The organism is Streptococcus pseudopneumoniae IS7493, from assembly GCF_000221985.1.
GTDB classification, from domain to species: domain Bacteria; phylum Bacillota; class Bacilli; order Lactobacillales; family Streptococcaceae; genus Streptococcus; species Streptococcus pseudopneumoniae.
Window position 1 is genome coordinate 429,287 of sequence record NC_015875.1, and the last position, 15,734, is coordinate 445,020.

Consider the following 15,734-nt stretch of genomic DNA (forward strand, 5'->3'; position numbering starts at 1 on the left):
ACACCAAATAAACGGATAAACAGATATATGCAGAACTCGACCGTTATCGTCTGAGTTTTCATATTCGTTTCAATCCGTCCATTTGATGGCCATCAATTAGGACTAATATTATTATTCTGAAGAAAACGCTTGTGAAATTTGATATAATAGAATCAAATATACATTTGCCTTATCTTCAAACTTTATTATGAAGTAGATGGAGTTACTTGTAAATGTAGATAAAGTAGATAAAGTTACCAAATAAAGTAAGAGGAGTTAAAAAATGTCATCTAACGTTCCACGCCTAACAGGAGGGATACTCTTTGGGCTTATTCTTGAAGCTAGAAATACTAGAAGAAGAGTACGTAGTACAAGAGTACGTGGTGTTGTAACTGATAAAAGTGATGGTTTAAATGAAGATGATATGATGTTATCGTTCATCGAGAACTTTACAGGGGAATCCCTTTTAAAAGTTAAAGGGACATCATTTAAAAAGAATGTGTCTGAATATAAAAAATGTGTGATATCTGCTACATCATATTTGATCTTTGACGACCAAACTTTTATTGATTCTTTTGAAACCTCAGTTAAGCAAAATAAAAAAGACACACTTGAGAGTATGTCTGCTTTTATAAGTAATAAGTTTTCAGAGCAAAAATTGGAATGGTTTGCTTCTGCTATTATAGAAACAATCTGTAATGATGAAACAATTGATATTTCGGAACGATTTAAGATTTCTGTTAATAATACTGTATCTAAGTCAGAATTATTAAGTATTACAACAGTAGAAATTGAGCCATTCTTGTTAGATGTGATGAGATATATATTTGTAAATAAAATTGATAATACACTCGGTAAAGAAACATTTGAGGAATGGTATTCTCAAAATGGAGAAAATACGCCATGGAAATTCAGAAACTCAGAACTGGGAAAGTCTTTGCCTAATTTAGAAATAACTCGTTATAACCCAAGTGTGGAAGAGTTGAATGAACAAACTGCTGGAATAGTGGAACAAGAGCATGTTGAAGAATCAGATACTGAGAACGAAGAAGAGAAAAAATTTAATACTGAAGGTGAAGAATCTATGAAACAACAAGTATTGAATAATCCAAAAATCATAACTCAGTATGCTAACAAAATTTATAACATAGAACATGTAGAAAATTTAAATTAAGGAGAATACATTGACAAACTCACTAAAAAGGCAGGATAATTTGCCCTCAGAATTTCCCCAACAACCACTACAACAAAATGCGGACAGAATTTATAATATTGAGCAAGCAAACAGTGTAAATCATATCGTTAATGTTACACCTATACGGCAGATACTCTCTTCCAATGAATATTATAACCTATTTATAATTTACAATGAGAAGTATGAAGAGAACTCGTTTAGTTTAAACAATGATAGGGTTTTTCAATACACAAATTCAGCAATTAGTCAAAAGTTCAATCAATTCACTTTAGAAGATATTGATGAAATAATGAGTTTGCCAGCTTTATTCCTTCCAGAATATAGTGAGGCGAACCAAGAGATAAAAACTGGATTTTTTGGAAAATTAGTAGATATAGATAAAAGAGCTGGATATATAAAATTTGATTTTCAGAAAGAATGTGAAATTGATTTAAATCTGATCGAACTTCATCAATCAGAATTAAAAATAGAAGATTGGGAATTAAGTAGGACTCACTGGGCAATTAAAAGAGCCAATTTAAAGAACATTTTAAAAGGCTTTGGTAATGGCAACGAAACAGAGTAAAGAAGTAAAAATTCAACGTGAAGTTGAAGAGTGGCAACGTCTTACGGCATGGAGTTTGTGACACAAAATGAAAGTGTCAATCCAAAGATTGACAAAGCCTTATCAAAAGCTAGAACGAACTTATAAGATGTCAATAATGCGGTAGGACGTTATGAAGAGGTCGTCAATCTCGTCAAATTTGGTAAAGACGAAATGAAATTAGATGGATTATTTATTGAGGTAATAGCGATACCTGCATTTAACATCATAGAAGCGTGTGTGTGGCGGAATAAGTGAAAACTATAGTCTGGTAGTCCTAAAGCAGATAGACGCTTTTTAAGAGTTGCTCTTTCATTTCTATCGCACATATAATTCCCGTATATGGTTGGGAATATGAGTGAAGATTTTCTGTTTCGTTCGCTTTTTTGTCTAATCTATCGATTTTAAAAATTTATAATAAAGAATTACTGAAATCAAAATCTTTTTGTCCCAGTCTCTTATGTTGTTTAATAGAGTTGCTATTGCATCAATTATATCTGTTTTTTGTGGTTCTGGTATTTGTTCAAGTTGAGTGATAATATAGCGAATTGAATTTCGAGAGTTTTTACTCAGTTAATTTTATTTTTAGCCCATGTTAAAAATAAAATTAACGTGTGTTAAAAATAAAATTAACATTGGTTAATTTTTCTTGACTTAAAATTTAAAAATGATATACTATGTTTATGGAGAGATGACAATTTATAAAATGTACTACTCTATTCTACTAGATAATGATTGAATAAAACTTTTTATAACAACGGCTAGCAAAGTTATAATTTTATATCTATTAGAAAATAAATATGTAAGGAAATTTAAATGAAAAAAACTACAATATTATCATTAACTACAGCTGCGGTTATTTTAGCAGCATATGTCCCTAATGAACCAATCCTAGCAGATACTCCTAGTTCGGAAGTAATCAAAGAGACTAAAGTTGGAAGTATTATTCAACAAAATAATATCAAATATAAGGTTCTAACTGTAGAAGGTAACATAGGAACTGTTCAAGTGGGTAATGGAGTTACTCCTGTAGAGTTTGAAGCTGGTCAAGATGGAAAACCATTCACGATTCCTACAAAAATCACAGTAGGTGATAAAGTATTTACCGTTACTGAAGTAGCTAGTCAAGCTTTTAGTTATTATCCAGATGAAACAGGTAGAATTGTCTACTATCCTAGCTCTATTACTATCCCATCAAGCATAAAAAAAATACAAAAAAAAGGCTTCCATGGAAGTAAAGCTAAAACTATTATTTTTGACAAAGGCAGTCAGCTGGAGAAAATTGAAGATAGAGCTTTTGATTTTTCTGAATTAGAAGAGATTGAATTGCCTGCATCTCTAGAATATATTGGAACAAGTGCATTTTCTTTTAGTCAAAAATTGAAAAAGCTAACCTTTTCCTCAAGTTCAAAATTAGAATTAATATCACATGAGGCTTTTGCTAATTTATCAAATTTAGAGAAACTAACATTACCAAAATCGGTTAAAACATTAGGAAGTAATCTATTTAGACTCACTACTAGCTTAAAACATGTTGATGTTGAAGAAGGAAATGAATCGTTTGCCTCAGTTGATGGTGTTTTGTTTTCAAAAGATAAAACTCAATTAATTTATTATCCAAGTCAAAAAAATGACGAAAGTTATAAAACGCCTAAGGAGACAAAAGAACTTGCATCATATTCGTTTAATAAAAATTCTTACTTGAAAAAACTCGAATTGAATGAAGGTTTAGAAAAAATCGGTACTTTTGCATTTGCGGATGCGATTAAACTTGAAGAAATTAGCTTACCAAATAGTTTAGAAACTATTGAACGTTTAGCCTTTTACGGTAATTTAGAATTAAAAGAACTTATATTACCAGATAATGTTAAAAATTTTGGTAAACACGTTATGAACGGTTTACCAAAATTAAAAAGTTTAACAATTGGTAATAATATCAACTCATTGCCGTCCTTCTTCCTAAGTGGCGTCTTAGATTCATTAAAGGAAATTCATATTAAGAATAAAAGTACAGAGTTTTCTGTGAAAAAAGATACATTTGCAATTCCTGAAACTGTTAAGTTCTATGTAACATCAGAACATATAAAAGATGTTCTTAAATCAAATTTATCTACTAGTAATGATATCATTGTTGAAAAAGTAGATAATATAAAACAAGAAACTGATGTAGCTATACTTGCGTCTTTCTTTTTTTGTTCTGGTTCTGATTCAAAGTTTTTCGAATAGAGTTCATGAACTAGTAGCTCCTTTGTGTGATAGATCTTGTCAGCGATATTGAGGTAGATGTCACCGTCAACTTCTTTTATAACGAATGCTTTCGTCTTTCTGCTGAAGTAGACTTCTTTTCCTTGTTCAACAGGGATATAGCAACGATTTTGGAATCGGATATGGTGTCCACTATCGACGACTCTCTCCGCCAGTCTAGCCAGAATGAGATTTCGTTCAGAGGGCTTAGGAGCCTCCTCAAAGACAGAGAGTTTTGTCTTGTTTCCAAACTGTTCATTAAAGGTTTGAATGTAGGAAAGAAGGAAAGTATTGGCTTCTTCCAAGGTATGAATATTGTTTCGTTCCAGTTCAATAGGCAGGCGAGATTGTAGTGCCTGATTGAGTCTTTCGACTCTCCCTTTAGCTTGAGGGATAGCGGTTGTCTCAAGGAGAATCCCCAGTTGGTGACAGGCGTATCCGAATTGTGTATGGGTATCGTCCTCCATTTTCTTAGAGTTGGAGATTTGATAGGTAAAGACTGTTCTTTTATCTGTTTTGATTTGAAGGGGAATGCCGTGGTTGTCTAAAATTTGTTCGAGGACATGATAGTAAGCATTCAAGGTCTCTTGTTTATCAAAATAAGCCCCTAGGATATTGCCAGAAGCATCATCAATGGCTAAGTGTAAGTTAGAGGTTTCTGCTCCAAACCAGGCATGAGGGCTAGCCTCCATTTAGATGAGAAATGCCACGCTATGAAGGCTCAAGCGATTGTCACAAGTCAAGGGAGAATTGTTTCTTTGGATATCGCTGTGAACTATTGTCATGATATGAAGTTGTTCAAAACGAGTCGCAGAAATATCGGACAAGCTGGTAAAATCTTGGCTGACAATGGTTATCAAGGACTCATGAAGCTATATCCTCTTTTGCAGGAAGTCTAATATTGTTATAATTTAATTTGAATTCCAAAATCACATTGTTCCGTCCGTATTTTATTTTACTGTATGTCTTCCTAAGCTCCAAAGTTTCTGCGTCAAATTTCCTATTTTCACTGTAGTCTTTGACACTTCGAACGACAATTTGAATCATATATTCAAAAAAAAATGAAAAATTTGTGCCAACAAGCCTAAATATTCTGAAAATTTGTTTGATTTTTAATGGATAATATGATATAATGGTTGTCAATCTATAATTCACATAAACAGAGGAGTAGAAAATGAAAAAAAATCGTGTATTTGCTACAGCAGGTCTTGTTTTATTAGCAGCAGGTGTACTTGCAGCATGCAGTTCTTCAAAATCATCTGATTCATCAGCCCCTAAAGCTTATGGCTATGTTTATACAGCAGACCCAGAAACCTTGGACTACCTGATTTCAAGTAAAAATAGTACAACAGTAGTGACTTCAAATGGGATTGATGGTTTATTCACTAACGATAATTACGGTAATCTTGCTCCTGCAGTTGCAGAGGATTGGGAAGTCTCTAAGGATGGTTTGACCTACACTTATAAGATTCGTAAAGGGGTTAAATGGTTTACCTCTGATGGAGAAGAATATGCAGAGGTGACGGCTAAAGATTTCGTGAACGGTTTAAAACACGCAGCAGATAAAAAATCAGAAGCTATGTATTTAGCTGAAAATTCGGTTAAAGGCTTGGCAGATTATCTATCAGGAACTTCAACAGATTTTTCAACAGTTGGTGTCAAGGCGGTTGATGATTATACGTTACAATACACTTTGAACCAGCCTGAACCGTTTTGGAACTCTAAGTTGACCTATTCTATTTTCTGGCCTCTGAATGAAGAATTCGAAACATCAAAAGGAAGCGATTTTGCTAAACCAACAGATCCGACATCCTTGCTTTATAATGGTCCATTCTTGTTGAAAGGGTTGACTGCAAAATCTTCTGTAGAGTTTGTAAAAAATGAGCAATATTGGGATAAAGAAAATGTCCACCTAGATACTATCAATCTAGCTTACTATGATGGATCAGATCAGGAGTCGCTAGAGCGTAACTTCACTAGTGGAGCTTATAGTTATGCCCGTCTTTACCCTACCAGCTCCAACTATTCTAAGGTTGCAGAAGAATACAAGGACAATATCTATTACACACAATCAGGCTCTGGGATTGCTGGTCTGGGTGTGAATATTGATCGCCAAAGTTACAACTATACTTCTAAAACTACAGATTCAGAGAAAGTAGCTACTAAGAAGGCATTGCTTAACAAAGATTTCCGTCAAGCCTTGAATTTTGCTCTTGATCGCTCAGCTTACTCAGCTCAAATCAATGGTAAAGATGGAGCAGCTTTAGCAGTTCGTAATTTATTTGTAAAACCAGACTTTGTTTCAGCTGGTGAGAAGACCTTTGGTGATTTAGTCGCTGCTCAACTTCCTGCTTATGGTGATGAGTGGAAAGGTGTGAATTTAGCTGATGGGCAGGATGGTTTATTCAATGCTGACAAGGCCAAGGCAGAGTTTGCGAAAGCTAAGAAAGCTTTAGAAGCAGACGGCGTTCAGTTTCCTATTCATCTGGACGTTCCAGTAGACCAAGCATCAAAAAACTACATATCTCGTATTCAGTCCTTTAAACAATCTGTAGAAACAGTTCTTGGTGTTGAAAATGTCGTTGTTGATATTCAACAAATGACAAGTGATGAATTCCTTAATATTACTTACTATGCTGCCAATGCTTCATCTGAGGATTGGGATGTATCAGGAGGAGTTTCATGGGGTCCAGACTATCAAGACCCATCTACTTACCTGGATATTTTAAAAACAACTAGCAGTGAAACTACAAAAACATATTTAGGATTTGATAATCCAAATAGCCCTTCAGTAGTTCAAGTTGGTTTGAAAGAATACGATAAATTAGTTGATGAAGCTGCCAGAGAGACAAGCGACTTGAATGTCCGTTATGAAAAATATGCAGCGGCTCAAGCATGGTTGACAGATAGTTCACTCTTTATTCCTGCTATGGCTTCTTCTGGTGCAGCACCAGTGCTTTCACGAATTGTTCCATTTACTGGAGCTTCTGCGCAAACAGGCTCTAAGGGGTCAGATGTTTACTTCAAATATTTGAAATTACAAGATAAAGTGGTGACTAAGGAAGAGTATGAAAAAGCTCGTGAAAAATGGTTGAAAGAAAAAGCTGAATCAAATGAGAAAGCTCAAAAAGAATTGGCAAGTCATGTGAAGTAAATAATTTCTAATAGAACTTTCTCTCCATGAGGAGAAGGTTCTTTTGGGATTTTTAAAGGAAATAATATGAAAAAATATATTTTTATGCGTGTTTTGCGGTCATTGGTTTCGATTTTCTTAGTAACGACTTTGACCTACACGATTATCTATACCTTGGTTCCTCGAAAATTGATTTTCAAGCAGGATCCTAACTATAATAAAATTGCGACAACGGCTGATAAACGTGATAACTATGAAAATACTGTGTTTGAGCGTATGGGCTACATTGAGTATTACGATACTAAAGAGTTGCAAGAAAAGGCAAGTAGCATGGATTCTTCTGTAACAGTAGAAGCAAATGCGACCAATAAAGCTATTTATGAAAAGTACATCAATCAATTAGGTCATGGTTGGACCTTGGGAGAATTTACTGAAAGTGGTCAATTCTATGCTAGTCGTGAAATTCCAATTTTTGAACGTGTTTTTCACTTCTATGCTAACTTGATTGACATTGACCATACAAATAAAATCCAAGACCCTGAAAATCCAGACTTGAAACGCTACCTTCGTTTTGAAAATGATCCAGCTATCGGATGGTCATTGGTCGGTTCAGGAACTAAACATAAATATCTCTTGTACTTTAACAGTCAGTTCCCATTTGTGCATCAAAATTTTGTGAACATCAATTTAGGTGACTCTTATCCAACCTATGCTAATACACCAGTTCTTCAGGTTATTACTCAAGGTCAAGGACAAACCAAAACTGCCCAAGTTCAGTTCCCAACAGGTAAGAAAACGTCTTCTGTAAATATTTACTCAAGAACCTACAAGTCACCTAGTCAGGCTGACTCTCGTGAAGTAGCTAGCTATGGGAAAGATGATCCTTATACAGCGACTGAAAGTAATTACCAATATCCATCTATGATTGTCAGCTCTGCTATTACTGGTTTGATTGGTTTGGTGATTTCTTATGCGATTGCAGTGCCACTTGGTTCAGCCATGGCTCGTTTCAAGAACACTTGGATTGATAGCTTCTCAACAGGGGCTTTGACCTTCTTGCTTGCTCTTCCAACCATTGCCTTGGTTTACATCGTTCGATTGATTGGATCATCTATTGGTCTTCCAGATTCGTTCCCTATCTTGGGAGCTGGAGATTGGCGTTCTTACGTTTTACCAGCAGTCATCCTTGGTTTGTTGGGTGCTCCTGGTACAGCTATTTGGATTCGTCGTTACATGATTGACTTGCAATCTCAAGACTTTGTTCGTTTCGCTCGTGCAAAAGGTTTGTCTGAAAAAGAAATTTCAAACAAACACATCTTTAAAAATGCCATGGTTCCGCTGGTTTCAGGAATTCCTGGTGCCATTATTGGAGTTATCGGTGGTGCAACCCTTACTGAAACAGTCTTCGCCTTCCCAGGTATGGGTAAAATGTTGATTGACTCTGTAAAAGCATCTAATAACTCTATGGTCGTTGGTCTTGTCTTCATCTTTACATGTATTTCTATCTTCTCACGTCTTTTGGGAGATATTTGGATGACTATTATTGACCCACGTATTAAATTGACTGAGAAAGGAGGCAAATAATGTCTACAATCGATAAAGAAAAATTTCAGTTTATAAAACGTGACGATTTTGCCTCTGAAACTATTGATGCGCCAGCATATTCTTACTGGAAATCAGTGTTTAGACAATTTATGAAGAAAAAATCAACTGTAGTCATGTTGGGAATCTTGGTAGCCATCATTTTGATGAGTTTCATCTACCCAATGTTTTCTAAGTTTGATTTCAATGATGTCAGCAAGGTAAACGACTTTAGTGCTCGTTATATCAAGCCAAATGCTGAGCATTGGTTCGGTACAGACAGTAACGGTAAATCACTCTTTGACGGTGTCTGGTTTGGAGCTCGTAACTCTATCCTTATTTCTGTGATTGCGACAGTGATTAACTTGGTTATCGGTGTTTTTGTCGGTGGTATTTGGGGAATTTCAAAATCAGTTGACCGTGTCATGATGGAAGTTTATAACGTCATCTCAAACATCCCATCTCTTTTGATTGTCATTGTATTGACTTACTCAATCGGAGCTGGATTCTGGAATCTGATTTTTGCTATGAGTGTGACGACATGGATTGGGATTGCCTTCATGATCCGTGTGCAAATCTTGCGTTATCGTGATTTGGAATACAACTTGGCGTCACGTACTTTGGGAACACCAACCTTGAAGATTGTTGCCAAAAACATTATGCCACAATTGGTATCTGTTATTGTGACAACCATGACTCAAATGCTTCCAAGCTTTATCTCATACGAAGCCTTCTTGTCTTTCTTCGGTCTTGGATTGCCGATTACAGTGCCAAGTTTGGGTCGTTTGATTTCGGATTATTCACAAAACGTAACAACCAATGCTTACTTGTTCTGGATTCCATTGACAACCCTTGTTTTGGTATCCTTGTCCCTTTTCGTAGTTGGTCAAAACTTAGCGGATGCTAGTGATCCACGTACACATAGATAGGAGTAGAAATGACAAAAGAAAAAAATGTAATTTTGACTGCTCGCGATATTGTCGTGGAATTTGACGTTCGTGACAAAGTATTGACAGCCATTCGCGGCGTTTCCCTTGAACTAGTTGAAGGAGAAGTATTAGCCTTGGTAGGTGAATCAGGATCAGGAAAATCTGTTTTGACAAAAACTTTCACAGGTATGCTCGAAGAAAATGGTCGCATTGCCCAAGGTAGTATTGACTACCGTGGTCAGGATTTGACAGCTTTATCTTCTCACAAGGATTGGGAACAAATTCGTGGTGCTAAGATTGCGACTATCTTCCAGGATCCAATGACTAGTTTGGACCCCATTAAAACAATTGGTAGCCAGATTACAGAAGTTATTGTAAAACACCAAGGAAAAACAGCCAAGGAAGCAAAAGAATTGGCCATTGACTACATGAATAAGGTTGGGATTCCAGATGCAGATAGACGTTTTGATGAATACCCATTCCAATATTCTGGAGGAATGCGTCAACGTATCGTTATTGCGATTGCCCTTGCCTGCCGACCTGATGTCTTGATCTGTGATGAGCCAACAACTGCCTTGGATGTAACCATTCAAGCTCAGATTATTGATTTGCTAAAATCTTTACAAAACGAGTATCATTTCACAACAATCTTTATCACTCACGACCTTGGTGTGGTAGCAAGTATTGCGGATAAGGTAGCGGTTATGTATGCAGGAGAAATCGTTGAGTATGGAACTGTTGAGGAAGTCTTCTATGACGCTTGCCATCCATATACATGGAGTCTCTTGTCTAGCTTGCCTCAGCTTGCTGATGATAAAGGGGATCTTTACTCAATCCCAGGAACACCTCCGTCACTTTATACTGACCTGAAAGGGGATGCCTTTGCCTTGCGTTCTGACTATGCAATGCAGATTGACTTCGAACAAAAAGCTCCTCAATTCTCAGTATCAGAGACACATTGGGCTAAAACTTGGCTACTTCATGAGGATGCTCCAAAAGTAGAAAAACCAGCTGTGATTGCAAATCTCCATGATAAGATCCGTGAAAAAATGGGATTTGCTCATCTGGCTGACTAGGAGGAAGGAAATGTCTGAAAAATTAGTAGAAATTAAAGATTTAGAAATTTCCTTCGGTGAAGGAAGTAAGAAGTTTGTCGCGGTTAAAAATGCTAACTTCTTTATCAACAAGGGAGAAACGTTCTCGCTTGTTGGTGAGTCAGGTAGTGGGAAAACAACTATTGGTCGTGCTATCATCGGTCTCAATGATACAAGTAATGGAGATATCATTTTTGAGGGTCAAAAGATTAATGGTAAGAAATCGCGTGAACAAGCTGCGGAATTGATTCGTCGTATCCAGATGATTTTCCAAGACCCTGCGGCAAGTTTGAATGAACGTGCGACTGTTGATTATATTATTTCTGAAGGTCTTTACAATCACCATTTGTTTAAGGATGAAGCAGAGCGTGAAGAGAAAGTTCAAAATATTATCCGTGAAGTGGGTCTGCTTGCTGAGCATTTGACTCGTTACCCTCATGAGTTTTCAGGTGGTCAACGTCAACGTATCGGTATTGCCCGTGCCTTGGTCATGCAACCAGACTTTGTTATTGCGGATGAACCAATTTCAGCCTTGGACGTTTCTGTGCGTGCCCAAGTCTTGAACTTGCTCAAAAAATTCCAAAAAGAACTTGGCTTGACCTATCTCTTTATCGCCCATGACTTGTCGGTTGTTCGTTTTATTTCAGATCGTATCGCAGTTATTTACAAGGGTGTTATTGTAGAGGTTGCAGAGACAGAAGAATTGTTTAACAATCCAATTCACCCATATACTCAAGCCTTGCTTTCAGCGGTACCAATTCCAGATCCAATCTTGGAACGTAAGAAGGTCTTGAAGGTTTACGACCCAAGTCAACACGACTATGAGACTGATAAACCATCCATGGTTGAAATCCGTCCAGGTCACTATGTTTGGGCGAACCAAGCCGAATTGGCACGTTATCAAAAAGGACTAAACTAGTAATGGTTTTATAATTTCCATGTCAATTTTTATGGAAATTATAAAACTTTTTTTGTTGGACTGATTTGAAAAACTTTGAAAGCTTCCTGAAAGAATTTTCGAAAAATTTTAAAAAATTCTGAAATATTCTTGACAGGTGATGAAAAAGGTGGTAAGATAGGAAACATCAAAAAAGAAAGCAGAAAAAGAAATGAATAAGAGACAAGCTGTAACGATGAATCAAAACTTTTACTTTAGCTACTTTAGATAGTGTTTGTAGACATGTCACCATGGATGCAAACAGTTCAAGCAATTTGTTTGTATCTATGTGGCTAAGATTTTTGATTGTGGTCCATATAGATGAATATCTAAATGGACTAGCTAAGTTGTAACTTGTTAGATTATTTCAAGCATCCGTTTAGGTATTATCTAGGCGGTTTTTTGTTTTATACTCTTCGAAAATCTCTTCAAACCACGTCAACGTCGCCTTGCCGTACTCAAGTACAGCCTGCGGCTAGTTTCCTAGTTTGCTCTTTGATTTTCATTGAGTATTATCTTTTCTGAGAAGGAGTTTCATTATGAAAGTTGTTCGAAAATTGCTAGCACCCCTCTTGGTAGTGGGGATCCTCTTAACCTCTCTGATTAGTTTGCATCAGTTGAAGGCAGATAAGAAAAAAGATGTGTTTCGTATCGGTATTTCGCAATTTATTACCCACCAGTCCTTAGACGCTACTAGAGAAGGGTTTGTGGATGAGCTGGCCAAACAAGGATATGTTGAGGGGAAAAATATCGAGATTGATTTGCAAAATGCACAGGGAGAACAAAGAAATCTAAAAACGATTTCCCAGCAACTAGCAGAATCTAGTGATGTCGTTCTAGCCATCGCAACGCCTTCTGCTCAGAGTTTGGCCAATACAACACAAACGACACCGGTTATCTTTTCAGCGGTAACAGATCCTGTCAGTGCCAAGTTGGTTGAGTCAAGAGAGCATCCTGGGGGCAATGTAACTGGGACAAGCGATCAGTCATCAGATGCCATTTCAACCCAAATCAATTTGATAAATAAAGTGTTGCCAAAAGCTAAAACAATTGGAATTCTTTATACTCAGAGCGAGCCAAACTCAGTTGTCCAAAAGGATGAAGCTAAGCGTCTTCTGGAAGAAAAAGGCTTTACCGTTGTTGAAAAAACAATCTTGGACAGTAACAACGTCAAGGCGGCTGCAGAAAGCTTGATGGCAGAGGTGGATATGGTTTTTGTCCCAACGGATAATATCATTTCATCAACCATGGAAACAGTCAAGCAGGTTTCTATTAAACACAAGGTTCCAGTATTTGGTGGTTCAACAGAAATGATTGCTGTTGGTGGCTTGTATAACTACGGAACCAATTATGAAGAATTGGGACGGCAGACAGCACGAATGCTGGTTCGTGTTTTAAAAGGTGAGAAGCCAGAAAATATAGCAGTTGAGTTGCCTGAAAAACTGGAATTGCATACCAATCAAGAAATGGCAGATGCATTGGGAATTGATATTAGTAAGTTAGAAGGCAAGGAATAAGGAGGTTTAAGATGAATTTTGTGTTATCTAGTTTATCAGAAGGTTTGTTGTGGTCTATTATGGCGATTGGGGTCTACTTGACTTTCCGTATTTTGGATATTGCGGATATGACTGCTGAAGGAGCCTTTCCACTGGGGGCGGCTGTCGTCGTATCTCAGATACAGGCAGGGACAAATCCTTGGATTGCGACCTTATTTGCTTTGCTGGCAGGTATGGTAGCAGGTCTTGTATCAGGAATGCTTCACACCAAGATGAAAATTCCAGCTCTCTTGACAGGGATTGTGACCTTGACAGGGCTTTATTCCATCAATATTAAAATCATGGGCAGCGTACCCAATCTTTCCTTGGGAGATTCTGCAACCGTCTTTAAACAATTGGCGAGCTTGGGGCTGTCAAATGAAGAAGCTGTTTTCTCACTCAGTTTAGCCTGCCTCTTACTTGTTTGTTTGGTCTTGACCCTTTTGATGAAAACGGAGATTGGCTTGGTCTTGCGTTCGACTGGGGACAATATTCCGATGAGTGAGGCCAATGGGGTCAATGTAGACACCATGAAGATTGTTGGTTACATGATTTCAAACGGCTTGATTGCCCTATGTGGTTCCTTGTTTGCCCAAAATGATGGATTTTCAGATGTGACTTCTGGGACAGGAACCATTGTTGTTGGTTTGAGTGCAGTGATTATTGCGGAAGTCTTGATTCACGACTTGACCATTGGAGGTCGCTTGTTATCCATCGGAATCGGTGCTATTGTATACCGTTTGATTATTTTAAATATCTATGAAATTCCAAATCTAGATCAAAACTTAGTTCGTCTCTTTAATGCAATCTTGCTCGCCTTGGTTTTATTTGCACCAGAATTGCAAAAGAGATTAAAGATTCGTGGTCTGAAATTGAGAAATGAATAGGAGGAGAAAGTTATGGTAAGTTTGTTAACACTTGAAAATATTCACAAAACATTTGAAGCAGGGACGGTCAATGAGAACCATGTCCTCAAAGGATTAGATTTAGAAGTTGAAGAGGGAGATTTTATCTCTGTGATTGGTGGAAATGGAGCAGGAAAATCCACTTTGATGAATATCTTGGCTGGCAATTTATCGGTGGACGAAGGGGACCTTTTATTGGCAGGCAAATCCATTAAAAATCTGAGTGTCAGAAAGAGAGCCAAGGATATTGCCCGTGTTTTTCAAGATCCGAAGATGGGGACAGCTTCTCGTTTGACGATTGAGGAGAATATGGCTATTGCCTTGAGACGCGGGCAGAAGAGAGGGCTTGGTTGGGGTGTGAAGGAGAAAGATAGAATCCAGTTCCAAGAAGCCTTGAAGGAGTTGAATATTGGTCTTGAAAAACGCTTAAAAGTAGATACTCAATATCTCTCAGGAGGACAAAGACAGGCCTTGACCCTAGTCATGGCAGCTCTGGTGAAACCCAAACTTTTGCTTTTGGATGAACATACTGCGGCTCTTGACCCGAAAACTAGTCAAATGGTGATGGATTTGACGCAAAAGATTGTGGAACACCATCAGTTGACGACTTTGATGATTACCCACGATATGAACCATGCGATTGAGTACGGAAATCGTCTCATTATGCTCTATCAAGGCAAGATAGTGGTGGATGTCAAGGGAGAAGAGAAAAAGCATCTGACAGTTGAAGACCTCATGCATCTCTTTCAGAAAAATAGTGGCCAAAATCTAGTCAGTGATGAATTGGTTTTGGGATAAAGAAAAAGGCTGAGATCTAGTGTCTCAGTCTTTTATTTCTTGCGCTTTGCAAAATCTACAAAGTGAAATTTTTCTAATTTATGGCGACTTTCGGTAAACTGAAATTGGCGTCCGTCTTGGAGATAGACTTTTGATTTAATCGAAACGACATAAGGGTCTTTGCCAATGTCCATGAGAATCTTGTCTCTGTCATTTGAGTGGTCAATGGTTATTTCCTTTTGAGCATAATCAATAAGGAGTTTGAGGTCGTCCTCTATATAAGAATAGATGGACTGCTCAGCAATTTGGCGAGTGATATTTGGGATTAGTTCCATATCCAGATAGTCCGTATCCAGAACGGATACCAGATCATCCACCACACGCTGGCGGACCACCTTCCAAACCATCCGAAACTCTGGGAAACCGGTTATCAGTGAGGATTTTTTATCAATAATAATCTTGTCCAGACTGACCACGTTGGTTTTAGAGCGCAGTCCAAGTTCTTTAACTAGTTCTTGGTAGCTGGTTAGGTTGGATACAGGGAAATTGACGGTTTCTTCTTTGACGACTTGAGAACCTTGCCCTCTTATCTTTTTGATCAATCCTTCCTCTTGGAGGAGAGACAGGGCCTTTCGGACGGTATCACGACTCACTTGATATTGCTCCATAAGGTCGTGCTCGCTAGGAAGGAAATCTCCGACAGCGTAAGTCTCGTTTTGAATGGTTTCTTGGATTTGCTTAAATAATTGTTGGTATTTCTTCATTTTGCCTGCTTAAATAGGTTTTTAGTCTAGTTCAATGAACACCTGTATCTATTTTACCATACAAGTGCTAGAAAAATG

The 15,734-nt window shown here is 37.4% G+C and carries 12 protein-coding genes and 4 pseudogenes; 12 read left to right on the forward strand and 4 right to left on the reverse strand.

Annotated features, from left to right (window positions below):
- Positions 1 to 262 precede the first annotated feature (262 nt).
- Both SPPN_RS02440 and SPPN_RS02445 read left to right on the forward strand, forming a co-directional pair.
- Positions 263 to 1,153 carry a hypothetical protein gene (locus SPPN_RS02440; RefSeq protein WP_000097855.1) on the forward strand — a complete coding sequence of 297 codons (891 nt, stop codon included), beginning with the start codon at positions 263 to 265 and terminating at the stop codon, positions 1,151 to 1,153.
- Positions 1,154 to 1,163: 10 nt separating this feature from the next.
- Entirely contained in the window at positions 1,164 to 1,739 is a 576-nt protein-coding gene (locus SPPN_RS02445) for a hypothetical protein (RefSeq protein ID WP_000185168.1), read from the forward strand.
- A gap of 230 nt (positions 1,740 to 1,969) precedes the next feature.
- On the opposite strand, the pseudogene SPPN_RS14155 reads toward SPPN_RS02445, so the two are convergent.
- Positions 1,970 to 2,125 (reverse strand): annotated as a pseudogene (locus tag SPPN_RS14155) (site-specific integrase); the annotation flags it as partial.
- Between the two features lie 448 nt (positions 2,126 to 2,573).
- Between SPPN_RS14155 and pcpA the strand changes: the two are divergent.
- Positions 2,574 to 3,929, forward strand: a pseudogene (gene pcpA, locus SPPN_RS02450) (choline-binding protein PcpA); the annotation flags it as partial.
- Here the strand turns inward: pcpA and SPPN_RS02455 are convergent.
- A pseudogene (locus SPPN_RS02455) lies at positions 3,930 to 4,693 on the reverse strand (ISNCY family transposase); the annotation flags it as partial.
- 6 nt (positions 4,694 to 4,699) lie between these two features.
- On the opposite strand from SPPN_RS02455, the pseudogene SPPN_RS12650 reads away from it, so the two are divergent.
- A pseudogene (locus tag SPPN_RS12650) lies at positions 4,700 to 4,891 on the forward strand (transposase); the annotation flags it as partial.
- Here the strand turns inward: SPPN_RS12650 and SPPN_RS13750 are convergent.
- A complete protein-coding gene (locus SPPN_RS13750; RefSeq protein WP_078800210.1) occupies positions 4,866 to 5,048 on the reverse strand; it encodes a hypothetical protein in 183 nt (60 codons plus the stop codon). The pseudogene SPPN_RS12650 and the gene SPPN_RS13750 sit on opposite strands and share 26 nt — an antisense overlap.
- 127 nt (positions 5,049 to 5,175) lie before the next feature.
- Between SPPN_RS13750 and SPPN_RS02465 the strand changes: the two genes are divergently transcribed.
- From SPPN_RS02465 to SPPN_RS02500, 8 genes are all read left to right on the forward strand, one after another.
- Positions 5,176 to 7,155 (forward strand): peptide ABC transporter substrate-binding protein, encoded by a 1,980-nt coding sequence (locus SPPN_RS02465; RefSeq protein ID WP_000742234.1) that lies wholly within the window; start codon positions 5,176 to 5,178, stop codon positions 7,153 to 7,155.
- A 66-nt stretch (positions 7,156 to 7,221) separates the two neighbouring features.
- Complete coding sequence (locus SPPN_RS02470) at positions 7,222 to 8,718, forward strand: ABC transporter permease (protein WP_000759897.1); 1,497 nt, start codon at positions 7,222 to 7,224, stop codon at positions 8,716 to 8,718.
- Positions 8,718 to 9,644: an oligopeptide ABC transporter permease OppC gene (gene oppC / locus SPPN_RS02475; protein ID WP_000103690.1), complete on the forward strand. Its 927-nt coding sequence runs from the start codon at positions 8,718 to 8,720 to the stop codon at positions 9,642 to 9,644. The genes SPPN_RS02470 and oppC overlap by 1 nt, the downstream gene beginning before the upstream one ends.
- 8 nt (positions 9,645 to 9,652) lie before the next feature.
- Positions 9,653 to 10,720: an ABC transporter ATP-binding protein gene (locus SPPN_RS02480; protein ID WP_000159548.1), complete on the forward strand. Its 1,068-nt coding sequence runs from the start codon at positions 9,653 to 9,655 to the stop codon at positions 10,718 to 10,720.
- Between the two features lie 10 nt (positions 10,721 to 10,730).
- Positions 10,731 to 11,657, forward strand: coding sequence for an ATP-binding cassette domain-containing protein (locus tag SPPN_RS02485; protein ID WP_001291300.1), 927 nt, complete (start codon positions 10,731 to 10,733; stop codon positions 11,655 to 11,657).
- A gap of 557 nt (positions 11,658 to 12,214) precedes the next feature.
- Positions 12,215 to 13,192, forward strand: coding sequence for an ABC transporter substrate-binding protein (locus tag SPPN_RS02490; protein ID WP_000869842.1), 978 nt, complete (start codon positions 12,215 to 12,217; stop codon positions 13,190 to 13,192).
- An 11-nt stretch (positions 13,193 to 13,203) separates the two neighbouring features.
- Positions 13,204 to 14,097, forward strand: a complete 894-nt coding sequence (locus SPPN_RS02495; RefSeq protein ID WP_001012081.1) for an ABC transporter permease — start codon at positions 13,204 to 13,206, stop codon at positions 14,095 to 14,097.
- Positions 14,098 to 14,109: 12 nt separating this feature from the next.
- On the forward strand, positions 14,110 to 14,913 hold the full coding sequence (locus SPPN_RS02500) for an ABC transporter ATP-binding protein (protein WP_000254087.1): 804 nt from the start codon (positions 14,110 to 14,112) through the stop codon (positions 14,911 to 14,913).
- A 32-nt stretch (positions 14,914 to 14,945) separates the two neighbouring features.
- Here SPPN_RS02500 and treR read toward each other — a convergent pair whose 3' ends face one another.
- Positions 14,946 to 15,656 carry a trehalose operon repressor gene (gene treR / locus SPPN_RS02505; protein WP_000760671.1) on the reverse strand — a complete coding sequence of 237 codons (711 nt, stop codon included), beginning with the start codon at positions 15,654 to 15,656 and terminating at the stop codon, positions 14,946 to 14,948.
- Positions 15,657 to 15,734: the final 78 nt, after the last annotated feature.

What these genes read in the sequence shown, in the direction of transcription:
- SPPN_RS02440 (WP_000097855.1), top strand. Translation starts at nt 263, where the DNA reads ATGTCATCTAACGTTCCACGCCTAACAGGAGGGATACTCTTTGGGCTT.
- SPPN_RS13750 (WP_078800210.1), bottom strand. Translation starts at nt 5,048, where the DNA reads ATGATTCAAATTGTCGTTCGAAGTGTCAAAGACTACAGTGAAAATAGG.
- SPPN_RS02465 (WP_000742234.1), top strand. Translation starts at nt 5,176, where the DNA reads ATGAAAAAAAATCGTGTATTTGCTACAGCAGGTCTTGTTTTATTAGCA.
- SPPN_RS02470 (WP_000759897.1), top strand. Translation starts at nt 7,222, where the DNA reads ATGAAAAAATATATTTTTATGCGTGTTTTGCGGTCATTGGTTTCGATT.
- oppC (WP_000103690.1), top strand. Translation starts at nt 8,718, where the DNA reads ATGTCTACAATCGATAAAGAAAAATTTCAGTTTATAAAACGTGACGAT.
- SPPN_RS02480 (WP_000159548.1), top strand. Translation starts at nt 9,653, where the DNA reads ATGACAAAAGAAAAAAATGTAATTTTGACTGCTCGCGATATTGTCGTG.
- SPPN_RS02485 (WP_001291300.1), top strand. Translation starts at nt 10,731, where the DNA reads ATGTCTGAAAAATTAGTAGAAATTAAAGATTTAGAAATTTCCTTCGGT.
- SPPN_RS02490 (WP_000869842.1), top strand. Translation starts at nt 12,215, where the DNA reads ATGAAAGTTGTTCGAAAATTGCTAGCACCCCTCTTGGTAGTGGGGATC.
- SPPN_RS02495 (WP_001012081.1), top strand. Translation starts at nt 13,204, where the DNA reads ATGAATTTTGTGTTATCTAGTTTATCAGAAGGTTTGTTGTGGTCTATT.
- SPPN_RS02500 (WP_000254087.1), top strand. Translation starts at nt 14,110, where the DNA reads ATGGTAAGTTTGTTAACACTTGAAAATATTCACAAAACATTTGAAGCA.
- treR (WP_000760671.1), bottom strand. Translation starts at nt 15,656, where the DNA reads ATGAAGAAATACCAACAATTATTTAAGCAAATCCAAGAAACCATTCAA.